Below are 22,101 nucleotides of genomic sequence, written 5' to 3'. Positions count from 1 at the left end.
CCGCCGTTCGGCTTTATTTAGCTGTTGCTGAACGACGGAAAAGGGCAGTTGAGGAATCAATACTAAAAGCCAACCGGATACGCCGCGCCCGCTGCACTACCTACCGGCATAATGGCGTCCAGTTCAGCCAGCTCCGTAGGGCTTAGCTGCATGCTGGCGGCGGCTACGTTGGCTTCGAGGTATTTACGGCGCTTGGTGCCGGGTATCACGACAACATCCTGGGCCAACACCCAAGCCAAAGCTAATTGAGCTGGCGTCACGCTTTTTGCTTCGGCTAGCGCTTTCAACTTTTCTACCAGGGCAATATTCTTGTAGAAGTTCTCGCCCTGATAGCGCGGAAAAATCCGGCGGGAATCGTTGGCCTCAAGGTCATCGGGCGTTTTGATTTCACCCGATAAAAAGCCTCTGCCGAGCGGCGAGTAAGCCACGAAGCCAATACCCATTTCCTTAGCTGCTGCTATAATTCCTTCTTCCTCCACGCGGCGGTCGAAGAGCGAGTACTCGCTTTGCAAAGCCGTGATGGGGTGGATCGCGTGGGCAATACGTAACGTGTCGGCGGGCACTTCGGAAAGCCCCAAGTAGCGCACTTTGCCTTCTTCCACCAACCGGCTCATCGCCCCGACCGTGTCTTCGATGGGCGTATTCGGGTCGACGCGGTGCAGGTAGTAGAGGTCTACGTAATCAGTGCCCAGGTTGCGCAGGGAGCGCTCAATGGATTTGCGCACGTACTCGGGGCGACCGTTGTACTGGCCGGTCCAATTTTCATTGTCGTCGACTTCAAAGCCAAACTTGGTGGCCACAATATACTGGTCGCGCTTGCCGACGAGAGCTTTGCCCACCAGCCGCTCGTTGTGCATGGGGCCGTATAAGTCGGCGGTGTCCAACATGGTTACACCAAGCTCCAGCGCCCGGTGCAGAGTGGCCAGGCTTTCAGCTTCATCGGCCTCGCCGTACACGCTCATGCCGCTCACGCCGCTGGTCATGCCCATGCAGCCCAGCCCTTCCACGGGTACTTTTAACCCCTGACTTCCTAAGGATACTTTTTTCAGTGTGCTCATCTTATGTTTTGGTTAGCGTAAGAATTAATTGCTTTGTTACGCTACAAAGGTCTGGGTAGGACCTGCGGCCGGGCCTATACAAAATCGGGTTTCTGCAACACAAAACGCGGTCTGAGTGCTGTCGTCCTCGTACTTTACTGCTGATTTATATATAACAACCTCTGCCTACGCATTCAAACCGCCACTTATGAGAAAGCTGCTTGCTGTTGTTTTGCTGTGCTTGGCTGCACAATCCGTTATTGCCCAGGTACAAACCCTGCCGCTGTACACGGGCACCATCCCGAATTCCAAGCCGAGCAGTGTGCAGGAAACCAGCACTACGTTGCCTAATGGCGGCGTGCGCATTTCCAACGTCGTGCAACCTACGCTCACGGTATTTTTGCCCCCAGCGACAAAGCCAACGGCGCGGGCGTCGTTGTTTGCCCGGGCGGCGGCTATACGCGGCTTTCTATCGACCACGAAGGCTACGATGTAGCCAAGCGCCTGAATGAGATGGGCGTCGCGGCTTTTGTGCTCAAATACCGCCTGCCCAACGACCAAAGCCAGCCCGACAAGTCCATTGCGCCGTTATTGGATGCCCAGCAGGCCTTGCGACTGGTACGTCAGCAAGCCAGCAAGTTCAACATTAACCCCAACCGCGTGGGTATAATGGGCTTTTCGGCCGGTGGGCACCTGGCATCTACGGCCGGCACTCACTTTGCGCAGCCCATAGGCCAGCCTACCGACAAAACCACGTCTGTGCGCCCCGATTTCCTGGTGCTGATGTATCCGGTTATCAGTTTCACCGACAGCCTAATGCATAAAGGTTCGCGCACCAACCTCATTGGCGAGCAGCCCACGGCCGCCCAGATCCGGCTCTATTCCAACGAGACGCAGGTGACGGCCCAAACGCCCCCACGTTTCTGGTGCACGCCCAGGACGACTCAACCGTGCCCGTAATGAATAGCATTGTATTCTATGAGGCATTGCTGAAGCATAAAGTGCCCACTGAAATGCACTTGTACCCGCACGGCGGCCACGGGTTTGGGCTGAAAAACAAAACCACGCAGGAAGACTGGAGCGCCAGTTTGCAAAACTGGCTGGGAGCGAATGGCTGGTTAAAAAAGTAACCACACTTTGTCAAATCACCACTTCATTGGTGACACGATAGGATATCAATGGATAACCTATCACGGCATTTGTGATATACTCGGTTTTTGTCGGCATAATATTATTGTACAAAAATACCCGTCCAAGCTGGACGGGTATTTTAGCAGAGGGAGGTATAGGATACCTTATTTACTCACCGCAATACGCTTGGATTGGGTTTTGCCGTTCGCAGTTACTTTGTAGTAATAAATACCGCTGGGTAAGGCAGATCCATTCAGAGTGACCGTGTTAGTTACTCCGGCCTTAGCCTGCCCATCAAACAACGTAGCTACGCTAGCGCCCTTTGAGTTATACACTTTCACCGACGCGTAGCCACTCTTTGCAACTGAAAAGGTAATAGTAGCATTGCGGCCTGTGGGGTTGGGGTAAGCTTCGGTTCGAATCGCATCCTGTGAAATTGCTTTAACCGAACTAGAACTGGTGACGGCTTGCGAAGATGCTTTTGCCGACGTTGGGGCGACAATAGCGGTCTTAGCTACGGGACAAGTGTTTGTTTTATTATCACAAGTGGTAGCTTCTGAAGTACAACCATTAACGGTTGCGGTTACACTGAAGCCTATACCCGCTACTAAATCTTTAAACTCCAGCGCGCCCGTGGTTGCGTTCACCGTAGGAGTTTTAGCAGTACCACCTGGTTGTATAAGTGAATAGGTTGCTCCTGTTATGGGACAGAGTATTGTTATATAGGGTTTTGCTACTGGTCCGCAAAGGGTAGCCTCTGTTATACTTATAACTGGTCTGTCTACTACTGCTGGCTCGGTGAGAGTTGTGGAATATTGTGCAGTACACCCTTTGGAATCAGTTATAGTTACAGAATAATCTCCGGGGCCAAGGTTAGAGCGGTCTTGTGGATTATTTGTGCCTGAAAGGTCAGCCCAGTCATACGTAAAGGGAGCTACACCGCCAAAAACACTTAAGTCAATTGCACCCTTGCTGCCATTACAAGCCATTTGTGTTACGACAGCCCCGGCAGATAAACCAGTAGAGATGGCAATGGCATCTAAGGTCCCGCATTTAGGTGCAATGAGTTCAGATTTTAAAGTACTACAGGTGCTCTTTGGCGAAGCATCCGTCCAGGCTAAAAATAGATTTGTTAGATCTAGTGTTGAACCACACTCATAGGTAATTTGACCAGTACTACTTATGCCAGAGCCAGAGGTAGATAAGTCAGTAATTACTCTGATTTGAACTACATCATATGGCAATTCGGTAGTGGTGTTTTTTTCTATCTTACCGTTACAACCGGTTACCTCAGCTTGGTAAGTCACAACACCAGCACTATTCTTTATTACTATGTCCCCCCAAAAAGCAAAACTGGTACGGGTGGAGCCTGTCTTGTTGTCAATGGCCAGCAACAAGGGTGCAGTTATTAATGAATTAGCTTCACAGGATTGACAGGCAGGCACATTCAGCCTGGCACTCACCAGTTCCAAATCCTTGGAGGTACACCTGTCTTCAGAGGGTAATACCACCTGGGCAAAAGAAGTACCAGCCGTTAGCAAAAAGGCCACAAATGTCAAGGCAACCCGCCACGTTGCTTTTTGCAGGAAACCAGTAGAGAATTTGTTTGCTGATGACACTTTACTACTGCCATTCTCTGCAGTAGTGAAAAGCATTACACAAGGAAGGAAGAGCTTTTTCATGATTTTTGGTGGGTGCAATAGAGAGGAATGAGGTAGGAAGCGGAAAGCGGCATACCGGGGCACCAATAATTGATTTTTAGCCCTGGACCAAAGGAGCGTAAAGCCTGAGCGGATTTAAATAATCTTACTGATGCCTTCCACTAATCACAAGCACAGCCTGTTAGCCGGGAGTCGGGCTAGGATAAGCCGCTAGGAAGTAAAAAAAGGCAAAGCAGTAGCATTCTCACGTCCATGCGTGAGTAAAAAAGGCTAGAATGAAGGAGCTAGCGAATCAACCAGATGCTTGAGAATGATTCATTCTACAGCAAAGCACCCGCCTCCTGCACCTCGAACAAAACGTCAAGGCAGCATTACCGGAACAGCTGCTTAGGCCATTCGAGCAGAAGCCTCCTCCAAAGCATAATACCCAGTAGGTATGCTTTCATTACTATGCTCGCTCAGGAGCATCAGAGGAGAAATATAAAATGATGATGGGTAAATACACACGCTGGTAACATCATACTCAACTATTGAGATGGCAAAGCTCAACCATGCTGTTCTTGCCAGTTGTCTTTTACGTGATGCGTGCGACGCTTATTAGATAAACCTAAATTAATATATAAATACTTATAAAGCAATCAGATAAAAAATTTAATTTAAAGCAAAGTGTACCTGCATTTTGCAATATGAGATGCAGCTATGATACGTATTAGTTTGCTCTTATCACGAAGCCCTTAACCTTTAGTCCAGACCCGTAACTTCTGCAGGCTTATGCTTTCAAGCGGTTACTCATTTTTGGAGCTTAGCCCAATGAAAAAAGCTAGTGTTTCACAACTTGGGGGCAACTGAATGCGGATCAAAGCAAATCCGCCTCACCGGACCACCAGATTTCGGTGCCGGGGGGCAAATCTGTTACTACATCCGACTCTAACAGCAGCACGGCATCCGTTTGTGTTGCAGGTTCCGCGTTGGGCGAAGCTGTGTTAGCGGGCCGCGACATTTCCTCCACGCTAGCAACGACCATCTTATGGTGGCCGTCCGGAAAATGGACGTGGACTTCGAGCTTGGTGTGTAAGGCAAATTGCTGCAATACGGGCGCCGGGTGCTGACCAATGGCCAGCACGCCCAAACCGGTCAGGCGGTAGCTTTCCGCTACGGTAAGCAACAGTTGGGACGTCATACGCAGTTAGAATTCCTTGATCTGTACCAGCTTTTCCGGTCGAATGGGCAGCGACCGAATACGTTTCCCACAGGCCTGAAACACAGCATTGGCTAGGGCTGCGGCCGTAGGCCCTTGAGCAGCTTCACCCGCGCCGAGGGGCTTTTTAGTAGGCCGATCAATGATAGATACCGTCACGGCGGGCACTTCGTCGAAGCGGAAGATAGGATAGGTTTCCCACTGCCGACTTGTGACGTGCTGCTCGTTGAAGAGCACTTCCTCTTTCAGCGTCCAGCTGGAGGCCTGTATCATGCCGCCTTCCGTTTGGTTTTTCAGGCCGTCGGGGTTGATCGTTTCGCCCGCGTCGATGGCGGCCCAAAGGTGCAGGGCGCGGATGGTGCCCATCTCTTCGGCCACGTGCACCTTAGCCACCACCGCGCAGTAGGCCGCCTGGTTTTTATACTGGGCGAAGCCAAGGCCAAACCCTTCGCCGGGGCCCAGCTTTTCGTTTTTAATCATCTCCCGCGTCCGTTGAATTACGGCTTTGGCGCGCTCATCCGTGAGGTGGCGCAACCGAAATTCCCACGGATCCTGCTTGGCTTGTAAGGCCAATTCATCCATAAACGACTCCAGCGCAAACACATTTCCGAAGGCCCCCAGGCCCCGCAGCGCCGACACACGCAGCGGTCCCTGCACGTAATGCGCATCGAGGCGTTGATTGGGAATGGCATAGAGCGGCTCACCGTTGCGGTAAATGGCACTGCTCACTTCCGTCGCTGGCGTTGGCAAGGCCGGCTGGGCCAACAATCGGGCGGCCAGCAGCGACTCGGGTTTGCCCCCCGGCCGCGTGCTATGCGTATCCGACCAGATATTATTTTGCCAGTGCGTTATACGTCCTTCCGAATCAAGCCGAGCGTCGAGCTGCATGAGCATGGCACTGCCGTAAGGCTCCCAAGCGTGCTCATCATCCCGCGACCATTGCAGGCGCACGTGGCGGCCAGGGTAGGCGCGGGCTAGCAGCGCCGCGTCGGCGGCTACATCATCGGCGCCGTTGTGACCGTAGCAGCCTGAGCCCGGCACCGCCTTCACATGAATACGCTCGGGGGCATTTTTAGTAACACAGCCAGAGTATTGCGCAGCGGATATACACCCTGGCTATGTGTCCAAATGTGTAAATTTTCTTCCTGGTCAAACAGTGCCACCGCGCAGCTTGGGCCCACGGAAGCGTGCATGAGGTAGGGCTTAAAGTAGCGCGCACTAAGCGATGCAGCGGTAGGAGCGGAGCCGATAGTTGCTGTATTAAAGCTGCTCATGTCGCCCTTATTCACGGCGCGTTTGGTAATGGCCGGCAGGGCAGTCAGCAACTCCGAAAGGGTCTGTTTGGTGGGAAGCGCAGGGCCATTGGACCACTGGGCGTGCTGGATGCCGTAGTCCTGAGCCCGCTTGGCTTGGTACTCTTTTTCAGCAATAAATCCCACGAAACTACCGTCAACCACAGTTTTGAGCATGCCTGGTATCTGCCGCTGTATTTCGGCGGTGTCCAGCTTAGCTAATTGCCCCCCATAGGAAGTTGGGCGCAGCACGCGGGCGTGTACCATGCCCGGAAAGCGCAGGTCTTGCACGTATACTGTTTCGGCCCGCACCATGCGCTCGATATCGTCGCGTCGTACTGGTTTGCCTACATGCTGATACTCACTTTTCGCTTTAAGCTGGACTGGTAATTTTACTTCTCCTTGTAATTGTTGTCCTTTTAACAATTGGGTAAACAAGATCTGGCGCTTTCCATCGGTGGTGCGTATCATGCCATCAGTGAGGCGGAGCTGGCTTGCTTTTACTCGGAGCTGACGTGCAGCTAAGCCAAGCAATTGTTGTCGGGCGGCAGCGGCGGCGTAGCGAATGCTCATGCCACTACTCTCGATGGAGGCGCTGCCTGATGTATAGCGTTCGTCGGGGGTGCGCCCGGTTTCGGCCAACACTACTTCCACACGCTCCATGGGCATATTTAGCTCTTCGGCGGCAATTTGAGCCACGGCTGTGCGAATACCCTGACCAATTTCGGTTTTGCCGGTAAGCACCCGCACACGACCATCGGCCAGCACTTCCAACCAGGCATTAATACGCGGATTTTTAGCCAGACTTTCCGGCAACTCGTCCGCTACTACGCTTTCACCCGCCAACACGTCAGCCCCACTGCCCAGCACAAAGGCAATGGTAAGGCAGCCGACGCTTTTTATAAAATCTCGGCGGGAAGGAGAGAGTTGGGATGGGTATTGCGCTGCCATATATACAAATGGATAAAGCCTGTATGTCTAAGATTTCATCGAATCTGCGGCCTTTTTGATAGCGGCCAATGCCCGCGAGTGCACGCCACAACGGCATAGCACCCGAAATAAGGCGTTGCGAATCGTCTGGTCATCGGGCTTGGGGTGCACCGTCAGCAAAGCCACCGCCGACATGACCATCCCATTTAGGCAATAGCCGCACTGGGCCGCCTGCTCATCCACAAAGGCCTGCTGCACGGGATGAAGGCTGCCGTCGGGGCGGGTGAGACCTTCCAGGGTAGTAATGGCCGCGTTCTGCACGTTGGCTACCGGCAACTGACAGCTGGGCCAGGCAATAGTATCGAGTAAGACCATGCAGGAGCCGCACTGCTGCAAGCCGCAGCCAAACTTGGGCCCGTTCAGGCCCAGATCGTCGCGCAAGACATACAGCAGGGGCGTGGCCGGATCGACGCGCACGGTGCGCGCCTGGCCGTTGACGTGTAGAGTGAATTCGGCTTCCATACTCGAGGCGTTTCCAGGAAATACTCCGACCAGCAGCAAAAGGATATACCAGAAAGCTCGACTGTTACACTGGCGCTTCAGTAGTTTGACTTGGTCCCAGCCTTATTTCGCCGAAAAAAGCCCCCCAGCTCAGGGTTTTGGCAAATCAGCTCAGGCGGCTGGGGCAGGATCTGACCAAAATCTTACTACCAACTTCCCCTCAACGGCGCGCGTACGTCAAAGCTTATCATATCTCACCATAATCGTAATGCTATGAATCCTACCCAACTGAGCGACGAGCTCCGCAACGCCGACACCCCCGACTTGAACCGCCGCCGCTGGATTGTTGGCCTCTCTATGCTGGGCGCTGCCGCCGGGCAAATCGTGGGTCTTTATCAAACCGGTATCATCAAAACTTTGCCTGATCCGCCGTTCGGGGGGCTTTTTAACTCGCCCAAAGTCGACGCCTCCGACTACGCTTACAAGCGCTTCGACACGCCCGATGCCCTGATGATGATCGTGAGCTACGGTATCACGGCTTGGCTGGCGGGCGCGGGGGGCAAAAATCGGGCAACGCAGGTTCCCGCTTTACCCATTGCTATGGGCCTCAAAACGCTGGGTGACACGCTAACGGCCGTGAAGCTGGGGCAGGAAGAATGGGCCGAGAACAAGGCGCTGTGCTTTTACTGCCAGGTAGCTACCGTGGCCTCGGTAGCGTCGGTAGCCTTAGCGGTGCCGGAGGTTATAAGGGCGGTCAAAGCGTTTGGTGGGAGCAATGGCAGGGCTCAGCCTGCTTAATCAGAATAATGTAGCGACTAGTGCCCGCCCAATGCTTGATTGATGCGCAGACCTCTCCGACGCAATGTTGTCCGCTCGCGGCGCGCTTTACGTAGCGTGGTTCAGCTTACCCCAGCACCCTGGCGGTGGCAGGTAGGGCTAGAGGCCGGACTGGCGCTCGGCTTACCGCTGGGGCTATTTACGGCTATTGGCCAGCTGGGCTGGGGATTGCAGGCTGCGCTTGGAGCTTTTACTGCCCTTTACGGAGCCAGCCTCAGCCGCCGCGACCGCCTGCACCTGCTGCCGCTGGTGGCGGCGGGCCTGGTGTTAGCGGCAGCCCTTGGCGTAGCATGCTCGGGCAATGTATGGCTGACCAGCGCGTGCCTGGTCATCGTGAGTGCCGTGGCGTGCACGCTGGCCCTGGGTGTGCGGCTCGGCCCTCCCGGCCCCATGATGTTTGTGTTGGTAGCGGCCGTAAGTAGTCACTTAGCCATGCCTAAAGTGCTAGGGGGCGTGGGGCTGCCCGGTCTGCCGCTTATCGGGCTGGTGGCGGTGGGCTCATTTCTGGCGTATCTGGTTGTTATTCTGCCGCTGCTGTGGCCTTCGGTGCGGCAGCGCAATGGCCCGCCCACGGGACTGCGTACGCTGTTTCCTCGCCTTCACCTCGATGCCGACACGGTAGTCCTGACGGTGCGGATAGTGGTGGCCGTGGCGGTGGCCTCCCTCGTCAGTCGCCCGCTGGGGGCCTACCGGTCGTACTGGGTGGTGCTGTCGGCGGTGGCCGTGCTACAATCGAGCCCCACGCGGCGGCTGACTGCTATCCGGGCAGTGCAGCGCGTGGGGGGCACGCTGATCGGCATTGGCGTATTCGAGTTGATGGCCCTGGCTGAGCCTTCGGGCCTGGGGTTGGTGGCGCTGCTCGTGCTATTACAAGCGGCAACGGAAGTGGTGGTAGCCCGCAATTATGCGCTGGCCCTGCTCTTTATTACCCCGCTAGCCCTGATGAACTCCACGGCCGGGCATGTAGGCAGCTCCTTGGTGCCAGTGGAAGGACGCCTGCTAGATACGCTGCTGGGAGCGGGCATCGCGCTGGCAGTATTCGGGGTGGGCGAAGGGCTGCAACACCTTTATGTCAAGAGGTTACACTCAAACCGCAAAGCATCGGAAGTACACCTGTAGCCACAAAAAAGCCCCCAGAAAGTACTGGGGGCTTTTTTGTGAGAATGAAAGCCAGCTTTAAACCGCTTTTTTACAAACGATAAAGTTGGAGAGACCAGGAATGGTAATTCCGAGCTTCTTGATCAGATACGTGATTTTAAAATCCATTAATAACACCCCTTTAATGAGGTTGTCTTTCACCGGATTTTCTTGCCAAGCGCCAATTCCTTTCGCGGAGTCGGGCTTGGTTTTCTTTTCCAGAAGCACCTGAATAAAGCGTGGCAGCAGCAGTGACGTGAAGAAATAGCCTTTCTCCACCACTCGCAGATTCGACTGCGTGACGGCCTTTTGCAGACTGTCGTTGGTATAGCGCCGGTAATGTTTCAGGAACACATCGTGCGCGCAGAACAGCGACTGGAATGCTGGCACAGTGATGAAAAAATGGGTGTTGGGAGTGATACAAGAACTCGACTGCAAGTAGCGCAGGAAAGCAACATCGTCGCTGATATGCTCAATTACGTCGAGCAGCAGCACTACATCGGCCGGAACGGGCAGGCTAGCGGCAGCGTCATCGAGCGACTGAAACACGCGGATGGGAGTATTCGCCTTGGCAAAACGGGCGGTGTATTCCTCCAGCATTTGCTCGGTGAAGGCCGTATCTACGGCTACAAAGCTGGTGAGGGGAAGCTTTTTGGATAGCTGCTCAATAAGGTAAGTATCGCCGCAGCCGACGTCCAGAATCGTTATTTTCTGGGTTGTAATAGTCGGAATATGCTCTTTTAATAACTGCACAACGACTTCGATACGAGCTAGCTCCCACGGGTGGCGGCCAGTTACTTGATAGTCGGTTAATTGTGCTTCGGTTAAATCCATCGGTGCTACTGGTTTCCTGATTGAACTGGCGGTAAAAGGCTTGCAAGATAGCTAATAGGCCAGAACCCAACCGCCAATCTCCGCTCCGGTCGGATCAGGCTACGCTTCCGTGGCTTCGCTGTGCAGGGCCTCAACTGGCTTGGGGGCGGCCGGGGCTATGTAGTTTCTCAACGAGCGCATCACGAATATGGTGCTGATCACCGTGAGCACGGCCCCGGTCAGAAACGCGGCCCCCGGAAAGTGCACCGGCGCCTGCGACCCGCTGAAATAGGAGAACAGGTTGGTCATGAGGGGCGGGCCGACAATGGACGTGGCGCTGACCAAACTGGTGAGGGCGCCCTGCAATTCGCCCTGCTCATTGGCCGGCACCTGCCCCGACATAATGCCCTGCAAGGCCGGCACCGCAATGCCTCCTAAGCTGTAGGGCACCAGAAAAGCGAACATCATCCAGCCCTTCGAGGCAAACGCAAACAGGGTAAAACCAATGGCATACAGCGTCATGCCCACCAGCACCGAACGCTTAGGGCCCAATCGTGGATTGATAACCCGAATGAGCAAGCCTTGCACCAGCGCCGTCATCAGGCCCACGGCCCCGAGGGAGTAGCCAACCCACTTTTCATTCCACCCAAACTTATACATGGTGTAATACGACCAAGTGCTTTGAGTAGCGTGGGCCGCGATGTAAAGTAGGAGCATAGAGCCCACCAGCCCCAGAATAACCGGGTAGCGCTGCAGCTGCTTCAAAGAGCCCACCGCATTGGCCCGCTTCCAGTCAAAGGGCCGCCGGTTTTCCTTGGCTAATGATTCGGGGAGGACAAAATAGCCGTAGAGCCAGTTGAGCAAAGTGAGGCCAGCGGCCGCAATAAACGGCACCCGCGGGCCATATTGGCCCAGCAAGCCGCCAATCACCGGCCCAATGATAAAGCCCAGGCCAAAGGCGGCGCCAATCATCCCGAAGTTCTGCGCCCGCTTCTCTGGGGGACTAATATCGGCGATGTAGGCAGAGGCCGTGGTGAAGCTGGCACCGGTAATACCCGCAATAATGCGCCCCACAAACAGCCAGCCCACGGTAGGTGCAAAGGCCAGAAACAGGTAATCGAGCCCAAATCCGAACAGGGCAAACAGCAACACTGGCCGCCTTCCGTACTGGTCAGATAGGTTGCCGAGCACCGGCGAAAACAGGAACTGCATCCCGGCAAAGGCAAATAGCATCCAGCCGCCGTACTGCGCTGCCTCACTCAGGGTACCGCCAATCAACTCCCGGATAAGCGTGGGCAGCACCGGAATGATGATGCCGAACCCAATAACATCCAGGAGTAGCGTGATAAAGATGAAGCCAAGCGCGGCTTTACGGTTTTCGGCCATTGGAAGCTTTTTTATGGGTGAGCAACAAGAAAACCTAACGCCCAAATAACGCCATTAATTGCTAAATATAATAGTAATGATACTAAATTAAATGGAAAGCACTTGCGGGCTTAAAAGACCATAACCTCCTCCGAATCAAAGTAGTAGAGCACGTGCTGAATGTCCTGGTAGCCGAGCTGCTGAAAAAGCCCCCCGTACTGCTGCAGCAGGCGGCGGTGCTGGGGTTCGGGCGGTGGAATCCGAAAATCGAGCAGGGTTACGCGGCCGGGCGCGGGCCCCACGGTGGGCTCAAACACAATACGGTCGGGTTTATACTCCTGCCGTGGCACGCCGCCCACCAGGATTTCCCGCTCGGTTTCAGCCGATACTTCGCGGCTAAAATAATGGGCAAGCTGCGGGTTCTGAACCGTCCGGCTAAGAAGGGTCAGCAGGGCGGGGCGCTCCTTGGTGCTCACTAAGCCTTCGGCCACGAGGTGCGTAGCCACGCGCTCCACATCGGACGCCAGAATCGTGCGGCGTAGAGCGTAGTGAAGCTTGCGACTCCATTCGCGCTGTATTTGCTGGTCGTCGAAATCAAAAACCGTATTCGCGTGCCGACGCAAGCGCAAGCGCTCTTCCCAAGGCGTGCTGGTAAGGTTATGAAGCTGCCAATTGCCGGTGGTAGCCGCCGCATCTTTGACTGCCGGAACGCGGTGCTGGGCATCAGCCAGCACGTAGGCGGTGCGCTCATCGTCCCACTGCTCGGTGCTCAGCAAGTAGCGGTGCAAAAGTTCGGCTATGGTCTTGGCTTGCTCGCTGGGGGGCATTTCTGCCTCCGCGGAGCGCGACGCACTGCTTTTGGTAGGCTTCGGACGGCGGCTGATAGCGTACAGGCGGTGGCGCGGGCGGGTGAAGGCCACGTAGAGCATGTTCAAGCCTTCCAGAAAGGTCTTTTCCAACTCTTCGGTGTATTGATGAGCCAGCGGCGTGCGCACCAAGGCCTGCGTCTGGCTAACTACGGCGATAGGGGCATTTCCGGTACGGGCTTTTCTTCCTCCGTCAACCGCCCCCAAAGTAAGGTGTTGCGGTGGGGCGTCAGGCTCCAGTCAGCGAAGGGCACGATGACTACGCCGTACGCTAGACCCTTGGCTTTGTGCACCGTGGTGATGGTAATGGCGTCGCGGCCAGCGGGAGCGTTGATGCTCAGGGCGCTTTTCTTCTGCTGCCAGTAAGCTAGGAAGTTGTTCAGGTTATTGCCGAAGCGCAGACTGAACTCCAGGGTCAGATCGAGGAAGCGGAAGAGGTACTCGCTTTCGGCATTGCGGCCCAGCAGCCCGAAGGTGCCAATGAGGCGCTCCGTTAACTCATACAGGCCGAGGTTGCCGGTTTCGCGCTCCTGTACATCGTAGCCCAGGGCGCGCAGTTCGTCGAAGAAGGGCAGGGCCTTCTCGTCGTTGGCCAGCTCAGCAATATGGCGGGCGCGGGCGGGCGTGGGGGGCAAATGCCGCACAACTTTATCGACCAGCAACAAAGCTTCCGCCCGCGCCAGCGTATCGGCCGGCTGGTTCAACACCCGAAACACCGCCACCAGCAGATTCACGACCTCCGCAAACTCCAGTGACAACGAATCGGCCGAAATAATGGGGTAGCCGCGCTCCTTCAGAAACTTCGCGACGCGCCGGCTACTGTCGCGACGACGGCAGAGCACGGCAATATCCTGGAGGCGAAACCCATCGGTCAAGGCTTGCTCTACAAGTTGGAGGGTGAGATACAGCGTACTTTCCTCGTAATCGAGCAGATGAGTGGGCGGCAGGCCAGGGAGGGGTTCGTCGGAGTAAGTGCCCGTGGCAGGAGAATAGCGCCGGGCGGGAGCTGCATCTTCGGTGAAAAGTAGCTCAACGTGGCCTAACGAGGCCTCACCCCCCGGCCCCCCTCTCCCGCGGAGAGGGGGGAGCCTGACGACTGCTGTTGACTCGCAGGGGTAGGGCTTACCACGCGGGGAGGGAGTCCAGCGAGGGCTTCCTGAATAAGAGTTAATACTGTAGGTAAATCATTTAAAACTTGCGAGTTAGAAAACCGCAGTACTTTATATCCTAGCTGATTTAAATCATAAGTACGACCAGTGTCATATTCGGCTTGGTCAGCTTCGGTATGGACATCACCATCAACCTCTACCACCAGCATTTTGGCAATACACACAAAATCCACTATAAAGGAATTGACGACATGCTGCCGCCGAAACTTCTCCCCCAGCTTTTGATTACGTAATGCCTGCCAGAGTATGTCTTCCGCCTCCGTTGGATTAGAGCGCATCTCTTTAGCAAAAGCAGCAGTCTTCTCCCAGCCCTTTGAGTTAGCAGTAAACACGTACTCTCCAACTGCTCCCTCACCGCCTACCCGCTCAGAACTACCAGCATTAGTGATACCGTCAGAATTCGTTGAAGTCGTCGGGCTCCCCCCTCTCCGCGGGAGAGGGGGGCCGGGGGGTGAGGCTCCCCTTCGGGACTCACCTGCCCAAATTCCTCATCATAAATGCCCCCCACCAGCGGCAAACCCGCGTGTCCCTTGCTCACAAACTCAAAAAACGAGTTATCAAACTCAATAATGGGCGCCGCCGACCGATAATTCACGTTCAGATTCTGCGGCTCCAAGGCCTGATCCAAGGTGAAATATCGATCCTCCAACAGCCCGCGCAACTCGTCGTCTGCCACGCGGCCGTAGAGGTACTCTGTCTCATTCTTGTGCAAACGCAGAATCTGCTCCATCTCGCCGCCCCGCCAGCGGTAGATGGCCTGCTTGGCGTCGCCCACGGCGAGGCTCAAATTGCCCCCCGACACGGCATTCTCGACCAGCGGCAGCAAGTTGTTCCATTGCAGCACCGACGTATCCTGAAACTCGTCGATGAGCAGGTGCAGGTACCGCTCGCCCATGCGCTCGTAGAGAAACGGCACCGGCTCGCGCAGCACGATGCTGGCAATGCGGCGGTTGAATTCGGCAATGAGCACCACGCCCCGCTCGCGGCTGAGCTGGTCCACGGCCTTGCTCAGCTCACTCAGCAGCGACACATGAAACAGGTAAGGCATCATGCCGCTCACCAGCACATAATCGGGCAAGAGGGTGGCGCGCAGGGTTTCTAGCTCCACGAAAGCATCCGTCAGGTCCGACTTCACGGCGTCCACGCGCTGCTTGTCGGCGGCGGTTTTTACTTTGCCGCTGTACCATTTGTCCTGCTCCATGGTGGCGCGCACGTAGCTGTTGGCTTCCTTGTCGGGTTGCAGACGCTCGTCCCACTTGGTGAAGTAGCCGATGATGCCATTTTTGCCTTGGTATAAGTCGGCGTCGGTTACGCCGGCCGCGTCGAGGGTGGCCAGGGCGCGGGTGGCTACGGCTTGTACTTGCTGCTCAATGGCTTCCTTGCGCTTGCGCAGGGTCTCGTGGAGGCGGCGGTAATCTTGGAGCGACATCTTCTGCAACTGCTCCACGGCCTCATGCACGGGCTCGGAAAGCAGGAAGCGGCCAAACTGCACAAGCTCATCGGGGAGAGTATTCCAGCTGCGGCCTTCCTCGGCTTTGCTCAGGGCGTAGTCGGCTAGGGACCGGGAGAGCAGGGCCGAGTTGGGGTCGCGGTTAACTTTGTCGAGCAGCAGGGCCACGGCGCTTTGTAGCACCGCGTCGCCGTCCAGCTCCACCTCAAAGGTGGCGGGCAGGCCTAGCTCCCGCGTGAAGGCCTGCACAATGCGCTGCACAAAGGAGTCGATGGTGCTGACGGCAAAATCGGCGTAGTGGTAGAGCACCAGCCGAAACGTGGCCGCCGCCCGCCGCCGCAGTTCCTGCTGTTGCTCCTGGGGCGTTTCGGCGAGGCGCGAAAACTGACCCTCGGCGGCTAGCTCCGCCGCAATATCGCGCAATAGGGCATCCTCCTGGTTTTCGGCCGTAGGGTACGCAAACCGCCGCAGCGCCCCAATAATGCGCTCCTTCATCTCCCCGGCCGCATCGTTGGTAAATGTGATGGCCAGAATGCTTTTGAAGTAAGCCGGATCATCGGCCCCCAGCGCCAACTTCAGGTATTCCTTGGTAAGCTGATAGGTTTTGCCGGAGCCGGCGGAAGAAGAATAGATGCGGAAGGTGGCGGGCATTTTGGGGGAGGGAAGCTTGTTATGCGAAAGTAAATTCGCTTAATTTAGTCAGTAGTAGGAAATACTATATTATTATTGTGACATACTAATATTAAGACTTTTGAAAAGAATGAATGCTTTGAAAAAAGTTATTTCGTTGCTGATAATTATTTTGTTGAGTTCATGTAGAAAAGAAACCCATTTTACTCAAACTGATAATTTTAAAGATTTTAAAACACTAAATCTAAATAAGATTATTGATATCGAGAAAAAGAATGGTTCCTTAGATATTACACCTTACCACTTGATCGGAATAGGAGAAGGAATATATCCAAATAAATTGAATTTTAATTTGGCTACTCCAAAAACGTATAAGTGGCAAGAAACGTCAAACTTTGAAGTAGAGACTGAATACTTCTACACTGCTAAAGACAGCTCAGTCAAAGTAATATTGTATAGTTGGGAGCTTTCATCAGAGAAAAACTCTATGTTTTACGCAAAAGAGAAATTAACGAAAAATAAGATATTTCAAAATAAATTCAATTCGATAAAAAATGTCTTATGTGAAGAGCTTGGAGAACCATCTGAAGTAAATATTGAACAATATACGACAAAGGAAGATGCTTTTAGAGATGATGTAAACTGGTTAAGTGAAAGTGGAATAAATGCTTATTTGTTTATGTTTGGAAACATTCATGGATTTAGAGAGATAAGATTGGCAATATATCAGGACTAGATCTCTAATAAATTATGATGATTTATTACAGAAGACCTTGGGATGATAGCACAGGAGACCCGTTATCGGATTCTTGGGGGACCTCAATCTTTTATTTTGAAGTGGACGAGAACGGCGAGGTTTTGCGTCAAATTCAATTTTTTGAAAACGGGCGGAAACTAAAGTATAGTTTAAATTATATAGAGGATGAATTCGGAATGCTTTCTGACGTTTCGTTAGAGCCTGAAGAATACAAAGAGTTTAGAATTGACCAGGGAGAGTTTGAAGCCATATGGAAATAGTATAGCACGCATCACCCCACCGGCTCCCACAACCGTTTCGTCACTTTCTCTTCCACCCGTTTAGGCCGTTGCGACTTCGGGTCCAGGAGCACCCACTGGGTTTCGGCTTCGCAGAGCAGCACGTTATCGGCGGCCCGCTCGATGCGCACGAAGCGCTGGGACTGGGCCCGCGTATATAGCCCAAGAACTTACTGCCTTCTACTAAGTCCTAATCCCATTTTGTAACTTTAAGACATGGAACTGAAAGATCTTATCACCATTGACTCCGATATCCTAGGAGGGCAGCCTGTCTTCAAAGGAACACGAGTTCCTGTCGAGACGCTTTTCGATCATCTGGAGGCTGGAGTATCGTTAGAAGAGTTTCTAGATGACTTTCCGACGGTTACTAAAGAGCAGGCTATTACGACGCTCGAAATCGCCAATAAGCTCATGACTTCAAAAAATATCGCCAAACTCTATGAAATTGCTGCTTGACGAAAATCTACCTAAACGGCTAAAGGCGGACTTTCCTGAGCATGAGATTTACACGGTGAGAGACAAGGGCTGGAATGGCATCAAGAACGGCCAGTTGATGCAATTGATGGTAGAAAACGATTTTCATGCGCTATTGACCTTCGATAAAAATCTACAGCATCAACAGAATTTCAAGAAATACATAATAAGCGTTTTTGTCCTTTCCGCCGTTAACAATACTTACATGGCGTTAACAAAACTGACGCCGAGAGTACATGAATATTTGAATAAGGAAACGCTGCCTGTTGGGCCAATTATTATTGCTACTCAATAAACAGGAAAACAAGTTTTCTTATTTCCTCACCCCACCGGCTCCCACAGCCGCTTCTTCACGTCTTCTTCCACGCGCTTGGGCCGCTGTGACTTCGGGTCCAGGAGCACCCACTGAGTTTCGGCTTCGCAGAGCAGCACGTTATCAGCGGCCCGCTCGATGCGCACGAAGCGCTGAGACTGGGCCCCGCGTACTTCCCCAACCCAGGTAGTACAGCGCAGCTCCTCGCCCAGAAACGCAGGCTTGTGGTAGCGGATGCGGTGTTCCAGCACCACCCAGATATAGGACTCGCCTTCGCCGGGCGGGTAGGCTGTCAGCCAGTGCGCCGCCGCCGTATCCTGCACAAACTGCACGTACTGCACATTGTTGACGTGGTTTAGCTCGTCAATGTCGGAGGCCACGACGGTAAGCAGGCGGGAAAAGCGGAAGGCGGGCGTAGGTTCAGACATGAGCGTGAGAGGATGGTTAACGCTAACAACGGCTGGCACGCTCTGGCGTTCATTAGGTTGGCTATTTCTGGCCCGCCACTTTCGCCTTTCGGGTCCACACGCGACTCAGATAGTCGCGGATATCGAAGGTTTGGCAGCTGGTGTCGCCGTGGTCAATGACTATTTCGCCTATGCGGTCGGCGGCTTGCTCGGCTTGCTCCCGCAGGGCCTCCGAGCGGCTTCCTATGCTGATGAACGCAGTATTTATGGCTTCCTTGGCGCGGTTAGGCGCCTGGTGAATGGCTGCCTCCATTTGCGGCAAATAGCCTTCGAAGTAAGTGTTCGGCAGATCTTTCTTATATAGTGCCAGGCGGCTAAGCAAGGAGTAGCCGATGCGCTGATGTCCTTCGTCGGGCGCGGTAGTCCACTGCGCTACTTTGGTTGGTGCAAAGGGCGTTTGGGCAACCAGGCCGGCGAATAAATCGGCGAGGGCATGGTAATGGATATCCTGGGTCCAGCTATCGGCCTCGGCTTCGGAAAGCTGCTGCGGATCGGCAATCATGGTAGCCAACGACTGCGCATCGATATTCTGCGTGGCCCACAGCTGTCGGACTACGGCGTGCGCGTGGGCTTTGTCTTTGCCACGGCCCACAAACTCCTTTTTCAAGGTCCCATAGCTGGCGAAGCTCACCCCATACACATTTGGCCCACTGCCGTGACGCTGATAGGTTTTGCGGGTCTGTTCCGAGCCTAGAGCTCGGAGCTGAGCAATAGTTTCTTCAAAATTCATAGAAAGAGAAAATGGCGGCGGGCATTTAAGAATACGAAACTCGGTTGGAAAGTAGACTGAGCTAAAGATGGGCGGTGTAACGCAATTTTATCTTAATCCTAAATCACTAATAATTAAGTGATTTCCTAGCCACTTCTGTCTTTATATAAATATGCTGGATTATAGCGGAACGCGAATCTTTATAATGTGTTATAGCACCTCACAGTAGGTAAAGCAGAGCGTTGGCGTACCGTTCAATTTGCCCCCCAAGGCTGGCTCAAAGAGCTAATCTTCTCGCTGGGGGCTTTTTTACGAAATAAAATCGTATCTTTGCACCCGCATTTGAGAATGGCCCCGTTCCGCGCAGCTACGGCTGCTTTTTGTAAATTTCTGGCCGTCACCGTCTTCCGTCCGTTGCTTCCGTCGCTTGTCGTTGTTGAGAGTGTGGGTGAAGAACGTCGCTGAATCTGCTGTTTTCAGAGCTAGTTCATCTCATTCCATCTAAAGACAACATGGAAAAAGTAAAATTTGAAGAACTGTCGTTATCGACAGAAATGCAACGCGCAATTACCGAAATTGGCTACGAAGAGGCTTCGCCGATTCAGTCAGAGGCAATTCCCGCGCTGCTTGCAGGTCGCGACGTGATTGGCCAGGCCCAGACGGGTACCGGCAAAACGGCGGCCTTCAGTATCCCCGCCATCGAAGGCGTTGATACGAATTCACGCAATACTCAAGTACTCGTACTCTGCCCCACGCGTGAGCTGGCCGTGCAGGTATCGGGCGAAATTCAGAAGCTAGGTAAGTACAAGTCAGGTTTGGCCGTCGTGCCGATCTATGGTGGCTCGTCTTACGACCGTCAGTTCCGCGCCTTGGAGCGTGGTGTACAGATCGTAATTGGTACGCCTGGTCGCGTAATGGACCACTTGGAGCGCGGCACGTTGAAGCTGGATCATTGCAAAATGATCATTCTCGACGAAGCCGACGAAATGCTGGACATGGGTTTCCGCGAAGACATTGAGACGGTGCTCAAGCGTATGCCTGAGGAGCGCCAGACGGTGTTCTTCTCGGCTACGATGAGCCGCCCGATCATGGAAATGACGAAGCGGTATCAGAAAGATCCGCAGATCGTGAAGGTAAACCACCAGGAGATGACTGTTTCGAACATCGAGCAGTCGTACTACGAGGTGCGTGGACCACAGAAAAAAGACGTGCTGGCTCGCCTGATTGACATGTTCAATCTGAAGTCGGCTATCGTGTTTGCGAATACCAAGCGCATGGTAGACGAAATCGTGGGCGACCTGCAAGCCAAAGGCTATTTCGCCGAAGGTTTGCACGGCGACATGGGCCAGCAGCAGCGTCAGAATACGCTGGACAAGTTCCGCAAAGGCACCCTAGAAATCCTGGTTGCCACCGACGTAGCCGCCCGTGGTATCGACGTGGAGAACGTGGAGGCCGTAATCAACTACGACCTGCCCGCCGACGAGGAATACTACGTGCACCGTATCGGCCGCACGGGCCGCGCCGGCAAGTCGGGTCGCGCCTTCACTTTCGTGAGTGGCCGCGACATCTATAAGCTGCGCGACATCATGCGCTTTACTAAGGCCACTATCAAGCAGGAACGCGTTCCGTCGTTTGAAGATGTGACCGAGGTGAAAACCACGCTGTTCCTGACCCAGATCAAGGATGTCATCGAAAAAGGCAACCTAGAGAAGTACGTTGGCCGCGTGCAGCGTTTGTTAGATCAGAGCGAAGAAATCACTTCGCTGGACATCGCTGCTGCTCTGCTTAAAATGAGCATGAAGGAAGACAAGCGCGTAGAGCAAAGCCTCGACGCTGGTCGCACCCAAGGTGCACCCCGCGCTGGTTACACCCGCATGTTCGTGACCATGGGCAAGAAGGATCGGATTCACCCACGTGATATCGTTGACCTGATTGCTGAGAGCACAGGCCTGACTGCTGGTAAAGTAGGCGACATCGCCCTTTATGACAAGTTCAGCTTCGTGGAAGTGCCTTCGGAGTTTGCCGAAGAAATCGTAACCAACCTCGGTCGCGCCAGCATCAATGGCCGTCCAGTTGCCTTCAACGTGGCTACGCCCGTGCAGGAAGGTGATGCCAAGCAGGAAGGTGGCCGTCCAGGCGGCTTCGGCGGTGCCAATGAGAATCGTCCTGCTCGTCGTGGCCCAGGTGGCTACGGTGGCGGTGAGCGTCGCGAAGGCGGCTCGAGCTACGGCGGAAATCGTGGGGGCAGCAGCTACGGCGACCGCCGTGAAGGTGGTTCTAGCTATGGCGGCGGTGCTCGTGGTGGCAGCAGCTTTGGTGGCAACCGCGGTGGCTCTAGCTACGGTGGTGGCTACAAGGGCAACCGCGACGGCGGTGGCAGCAGCTACGGCGGCGGCTACAAAGGCAAGCGCGATGGCGACAGTGGTGCCGGCAACGCTGGCAGCACCGGCGGTGGCTACAAGCCCCGCAGCACCAACGACTTCGACGAGTAGATCGTTAAGACTGAGTACTACTCGCAGCTTTTAGCAGTGAGTAGTACTAAAAAAGCCCCCCAGACCAACGTCTGGGGGGCTTTTTTGTGGTTGTGCAACCAGTATTACTTCTTGCTCGCGTCGCGCAGTGACTTGATGGCGTCGTGGGCTTCGCGTACGCCTTGGTATTGTTTTTCAATGATAGACTTCAACTGGCCGGGCAGGTTTTCTGCCTTCAAAGCCGTTTGGTAGGCTTTTACGGCGTAATCTTCGCCACGCTCGCACTCGTTGAGGATGCTTTCGCGGTCCTTGCTGGTTATGGCTGCTTTGATGTTGATAAACGCGCGGTGCACCGTGCCAGTGATAGACGTGTCTTCCTCAGCCTTCAGATTAAGCTGATGCATCTGGTCTTCGATCTCCGTGAGGTAGCCATCGCGCTGAGCGGCGTATTTCTTGAATACCTCTTTCAGGTCCTGATCTTCCACGTCGGTGAGGGCGGTGGCGTAGCCTACTTCACCGTCTTTGAGGGTTTGAACGAGTTCGTTGAGTAGGGCTTGGGTTGCTTTGGAATCCATGAGGAGTAGGGTTGGGTAGGTAAAACATTAACTGCTATGC

Annotated in this window: 25 protein-coding genes; 10 read left to right on the top strand and 15 right to left on the bottom strand. The window is 54.2% G+C overall.

The window, feature by feature from the left end:
• Positions 1 to 62 precede the first annotated feature (62 nt).
• Entirely contained in the window at positions 63 to 1,058 is a 996-nt protein-coding gene (locus G7064_RS02165; RefSeq protein WP_166072258.1) for an aldo/keto reductase, read from the bottom strand.
• A 187-nt stretch (positions 1,059 to 1,245) separates the two neighbouring features.
• On the opposite strand from G7064_RS02165, the gene G7064_RS22120 reads away from it, so the two are divergent.
• From G7064_RS22120 to G7064_RS22110, 3 genes are read left to right on the top strand one after another with little or no spacing between them, the layout of a single operon-like run.
• A complete protein-coding gene (locus G7064_RS22120; protein WP_240935668.1) occupies positions 1,246 to 1,533 on the top strand; it encodes a hypothetical protein in 288 nt (95 codons plus the stop codon).
• Positions 1,434 to 1,997 carry an alpha/beta hydrolase gene (locus G7064_RS22115; protein WP_317172851.1) on the top strand — a complete coding sequence of 188 codons (564 nt, stop codon included), beginning with the start codon at positions 1,434 to 1,436 and terminating at the stop codon, positions 1,995 to 1,997. The genes G7064_RS22120 and G7064_RS22115 overlap by 100 nt, the downstream gene beginning before the upstream one ends.
• Positions 1,997 to 2,167, top strand: a complete 171-nt coding sequence (locus G7064_RS22110) for a hypothetical protein (RefSeq protein ID WP_240935667.1) — start codon at positions 1,997 to 1,999, stop codon at positions 2,165 to 2,167. The genes G7064_RS22115 and G7064_RS22110 overlap by 1 nt, the downstream gene beginning before the upstream one ends.
• Positions 2,168 to 2,332: 165 nt before the next feature.
• Here G7064_RS22110 and G7064_RS02155 read toward each other — a convergent pair whose 3' ends face one another.
• From G7064_RS02155 to G7064_RS02140, 5 genes are all read right to left on the bottom strand, one after another.
• Positions 2,333 to 3,850, bottom strand: coding sequence for a T9SS type A sorting domain-containing protein (locus G7064_RS02155; RefSeq protein ID WP_166072257.1), 1,518 nt, complete (start codon positions 3,848 to 3,850; stop codon positions 2,333 to 2,335).
• 835 nt (positions 3,851 to 4,685) lie between these two features.
• Positions 4,686 to 5,009, bottom strand: coding sequence for a hypothetical protein (locus G7064_RS02150; protein ID WP_166072256.1), 324 nt, complete (start codon positions 5,007 to 5,009; stop codon positions 4,686 to 4,688).
• Positions 5,010 to 5,015: 6 nt separating this feature from the next.
• On the bottom strand, positions 5,016 to 6,077 hold the full coding sequence (locus G7064_RS21865) for a molybdopterin cofactor-binding domain-containing protein (protein WP_205711162.1): 1,062 nt from the start codon (positions 6,075 to 6,077) through the stop codon (positions 5,016 to 5,018).
• On the bottom strand, positions 6,074 to 7,270 hold the full coding sequence (locus tag G7064_RS21860) for a molybdopterin cofactor-binding domain-containing protein (protein WP_205711161.1): 1,197 nt from the start codon (positions 7,268 to 7,270) through the stop codon (positions 6,074 to 6,076). Before G7064_RS21860 ends, G7064_RS21865 begins: the two co-directional genes overlap by 4 nt.
• Before the next feature lie 27 nt (positions 7,271 to 7,297).
• Complete coding sequence (locus G7064_RS02140; protein WP_166072255.1) at positions 7,298 to 7,771, bottom strand: (2Fe-2S)-binding protein; 474 nt, start codon at positions 7,769 to 7,771, stop codon at positions 7,298 to 7,300.
• A 252-nt stretch (positions 7,772 to 8,023) separates the two neighbouring features.
• On the opposite strand from G7064_RS02140, the gene G7064_RS02135 reads away from it, so the two are divergent.
• Together G7064_RS02135 and G7064_RS02130 are read left to right on the top strand one after the other, a co-directional pair.
• Entirely contained in the window at positions 8,024 to 8,548 is a 525-nt protein-coding gene (locus G7064_RS02135) for a vitamin K epoxide reductase family protein (protein ID WP_166072254.1), read from the top strand.
• A gap of 42 nt (positions 8,549 to 8,590) precedes the next feature.
• Positions 8,591 to 9,706: an FUSC family protein gene (locus G7064_RS02130; RefSeq protein ID WP_166072253.1), complete on the top strand. Its 1,116-nt coding sequence runs from the start codon at positions 8,591 to 8,593 to the stop codon at positions 9,704 to 9,706.
• Between the two features lie 57 nt (positions 9,707 to 9,763).
• Here G7064_RS02130 and G7064_RS02125 read toward each other — a convergent pair whose 3' ends face one another.
• The 6 genes from G7064_RS02125 to G7064_RS02100 form a co-directional block, all read right to left on the bottom strand.
• Complete coding sequence (locus G7064_RS02125) at positions 9,764 to 10,558, bottom strand: class I SAM-dependent methyltransferase (protein WP_166072252.1); 795 nt, start codon at positions 10,556 to 10,558, stop codon at positions 9,764 to 9,766.
• Between the two features lie 99 nt (positions 10,559 to 10,657).
• On the bottom strand, positions 10,658 to 11,923 hold the full coding sequence (locus G7064_RS02120) for a TCR/Tet family MFS transporter (protein ID WP_166072251.1): 1,266 nt from the start codon (positions 11,921 to 11,923) through the stop codon (positions 10,658 to 10,660).
• Between the two features lie 110 nt (positions 11,924 to 12,033).
• A complete protein-coding gene (locus tag G7064_RS02115) occupies positions 12,034 to 12,975 on the bottom strand; it encodes a hypothetical protein (RefSeq protein WP_166072250.1) in 942 nt (313 codons plus the stop codon).
• The gene (locus G7064_RS02110; protein WP_166072249.1) at positions 12,918 to 13,643 is read right to left on the bottom strand and encodes a 3'-5' exonuclease; all 726 of its coding nucleotides are present in this window, start codon (positions 13,641 to 13,643) and stop codon (positions 12,918 to 12,920) included. The genes G7064_RS02115 and G7064_RS02110 overlap by 58 nt, the downstream gene beginning before the upstream one ends.
• A 164-nt stretch (positions 13,644 to 13,807) precedes the next feature.
• Positions 13,808 to 14,269, bottom strand: a complete 462-nt coding sequence (locus G7064_RS02105; RefSeq protein WP_240935666.1) for an endonuclease domain-containing protein — start codon at positions 14,267 to 14,269, stop codon at positions 13,808 to 13,810.
• A gap of 26 nt (positions 14,270 to 14,295) precedes the next feature.
• Positions 14,296 to 16,038 (bottom strand): UvrD-helicase domain-containing protein, encoded by a 1,743-nt coding sequence (locus G7064_RS02100; RefSeq protein WP_166072248.1) that lies wholly within the window; start codon positions 16,036 to 16,038, stop codon positions 14,296 to 14,298.
• Between the two features lie 109 nt (positions 16,039 to 16,147).
• On the opposite strand from G7064_RS02100, the gene G7064_RS02095 reads away from it, so the two are divergent.
• From G7064_RS02095 to G7064_RS02080, 4 genes are all read left to right on the top strand, one after another.
• Positions 16,148 to 16,753 carry a hypothetical protein gene (locus G7064_RS02095; protein WP_166072247.1) on the top strand — a complete coding sequence of 202 codons (606 nt, stop codon included), beginning with the start codon at positions 16,148 to 16,150 and terminating at the stop codon, positions 16,751 to 16,753.
• A gap of 14 nt (positions 16,754 to 16,767) precedes the next feature.
• A complete protein-coding gene (locus G7064_RS02090; RefSeq protein ID WP_166072246.1) occupies positions 16,768 to 17,034 on the top strand; it encodes a hypothetical protein in 267 nt (88 codons plus the stop codon).
• A gap of 234 nt (positions 17,035 to 17,268) precedes the next feature.
• Complete coding sequence (locus G7064_RS02085; RefSeq protein WP_166072245.1) at positions 17,269 to 17,508, top strand: DUF433 domain-containing protein; 240 nt, start codon at positions 17,269 to 17,271, stop codon at positions 17,506 to 17,508.
• Positions 17,492 to 17,821: a DUF5615 family PIN-like protein gene (locus G7064_RS02080; RefSeq protein ID WP_133272839.1), complete on the top strand. Its 330-nt coding sequence runs from the start codon at positions 17,492 to 17,494 to the stop codon at positions 17,819 to 17,821. The genes G7064_RS02085 and G7064_RS02080 overlap by 17 nt, the downstream gene beginning before the upstream one ends.
• A gap of 26 nt (positions 17,822 to 17,847) precedes the next feature.
• On the opposite strand, the gene G7064_RS02075 is transcribed toward G7064_RS02080, so the two are convergent.
• Together G7064_RS02075 and G7064_RS02070 are read right to left on the bottom strand one after the other, a co-directional pair.
• Positions 17,848 to 18,267: an acyl-CoA thioesterase gene (locus tag G7064_RS02075; protein ID WP_166072243.1), complete on the bottom strand. Its 420-nt coding sequence runs from the start codon at positions 18,265 to 18,267 to the stop codon at positions 17,848 to 17,850.
• Positions 18,268 to 18,328: 61 nt separating this feature from the next.
• Positions 18,329 to 19,036, bottom strand: coding sequence for a DNA alkylation repair protein (locus tag G7064_RS02070; protein WP_166072242.1), 708 nt, complete (start codon positions 19,034 to 19,036; stop codon positions 18,329 to 18,331).
• Between the two features lie 491 nt (positions 19,037 to 19,527).
• On the opposite strand from G7064_RS02070, the gene G7064_RS02065 reads away from it, so the two are divergent.
• Positions 19,528 to 21,507 carry a DEAD/DEAH box helicase gene (locus G7064_RS02065; protein WP_166072241.1) on the top strand — a complete coding sequence of 660 codons (1,980 nt, stop codon included), beginning with the start codon at positions 19,528 to 19,530 and terminating at the stop codon, positions 21,505 to 21,507.
• A gap of 104 nt (positions 21,508 to 21,611) precedes the next feature.
• Here the strand turns inward: G7064_RS02065 and G7064_RS02060 are convergent, their stop codons facing one another.
• Positions 21,612 to 22,061, bottom strand: a complete 450-nt coding sequence (locus G7064_RS02060; protein WP_166072240.1) for a PA2169 family four-helix-bundle protein — start codon at positions 22,059 to 22,061, stop codon at positions 21,612 to 21,614.
• Positions 22,062 to 22,101 lie beyond the last annotated feature (40 nt).

This window comes from Hymenobacter sp. HDW8 (genome assembly GCF_011305775.1).
GTDB classification, from domain to species: Bacteria; Bacteroidota; Bacteroidia; order Cytophagales; family Hymenobacteraceae; genus Hymenobacter; species Hymenobacter radiodurans.
The sequence above is the reverse complement of the archived record's forward strand: the minus strand, read 5'-3'. Positions and strand labels throughout refer to the sequence as shown.

Coding starts and splice junctions, on each gene's coding strand:
- G7064_RS02165 (WP_166072258.1), bottom strand. CDS start 1,058: ATGAGCACACTGAAAAAAGTATCCTTAGGAAGTCAGGGGTTAAAAGTA.
- G7064_RS22120 (WP_240935668.1), top strand. CDS start 1,246: ATGAGAAAGCTGCTTGCTGTTGTTTTGCTGTGCTTGGCTGCACAATCC.
- G7064_RS22110 (WP_240935667.1), top strand. CDS start 1,997: ATGAATAGCATTGTATTCTATGAGGCATTGCTGAAGCATAAAGTGCCC.
- G7064_RS02155 (WP_166072257.1), bottom strand. CDS start 3,850: ATGAAAAAGCTCTTCCTTCCTTGTGTAATGCTTTTCACTACTGCAGAG.
- G7064_RS02150 (WP_166072256.1), bottom strand. CDS start 5,009: ATGACGTCCCAACTGTTGCTTACCGTAGCGGAAAGCTACCGCCTGACC.
- G7064_RS21860 (WP_205711161.1), bottom strand. CDS start 7,270: ATGGCAGCGCAATACCCATCCCAACTCTCTCCTTCCCGCCGAGATTTT.
- G7064_RS02140 (WP_166072255.1), bottom strand. CDS start 7,771: ATGGAAGCCGAATTCACTCTACACGTCAACGGCCAGGCGCGCACCGTG.
- G7064_RS02135 (WP_166072254.1), top strand. CDS start 8,024: ATGAATCCTACCCAACTGAGCGACGAGCTCCGCAACGCCGACACCCCC.
- G7064_RS02130 (WP_166072253.1), top strand. CDS start 8,591: ATGCGCAGACCTCTCCGACGCAATGTTGTCCGCTCGCGGCGCGCTTTA.
- G7064_RS02125 (WP_166072252.1), bottom strand. CDS start 10,558: ATGGATTTAACCGAAGCACAATTAACCGACTATCAAGTAACTGGCCGC.
- G7064_RS02120 (WP_166072251.1), bottom strand. CDS start 11,923: ATGGCCGAAAACCGTAAAGCCGCGCTTGGCTTCATCTTTATCACGCTA.
- G7064_RS02100 (WP_166072248.1), bottom strand. CDS start 16,038: ATGCCCGCCACCTTCCGCATCTATTCTTCTTCCGCCGGCTCCGGCAAA.
- G7064_RS02095 (WP_166072247.1), top strand. CDS start 16,148: ATGAATGCTTTGAAAAAAGTTATTTCGTTGCTGATAATTATTTTGTTG.
- G7064_RS02090 (WP_166072246.1), top strand. CDS start 16,768: ATGATGATTTATTACAGAAGACCTTGGGATGATAGCACAGGAGACCCG.
- G7064_RS02085 (WP_166072245.1), top strand. CDS start 17,269: ATGGAACTGAAAGATCTTATCACCATTGACTCCGATATCCTAGGAGGG.
- G7064_RS02080 (WP_133272839.1), top strand. CDS start 17,492: ATGAAATTGCTGCTTGACGAAAATCTACCTAAACGGCTAAAGGCGGAC.
- G7064_RS02075 (WP_166072243.1), bottom strand. CDS start 18,267: ATGTCTGAACCTACGCCCGCCTTCCGCTTTTCCCGCCTGCTTACCGTC.
- G7064_RS02070 (WP_166072242.1), bottom strand. CDS start 19,036: ATGAATTTTGAAGAAACTATTGCTCAGCTCCGAGCTCTAGGCTCGGAA.
- G7064_RS02065 (WP_166072241.1), top strand. CDS start 19,528: ATGGAAAAAGTAAAATTTGAAGAACTGTCGTTATCGACAGAAATGCAA.
- G7064_RS02060 (WP_166072240.1), bottom strand. CDS start 22,061: ATGGATTCCAAAGCAACCCAAGCCCTACTCAACGAACTCGTTCAAACC.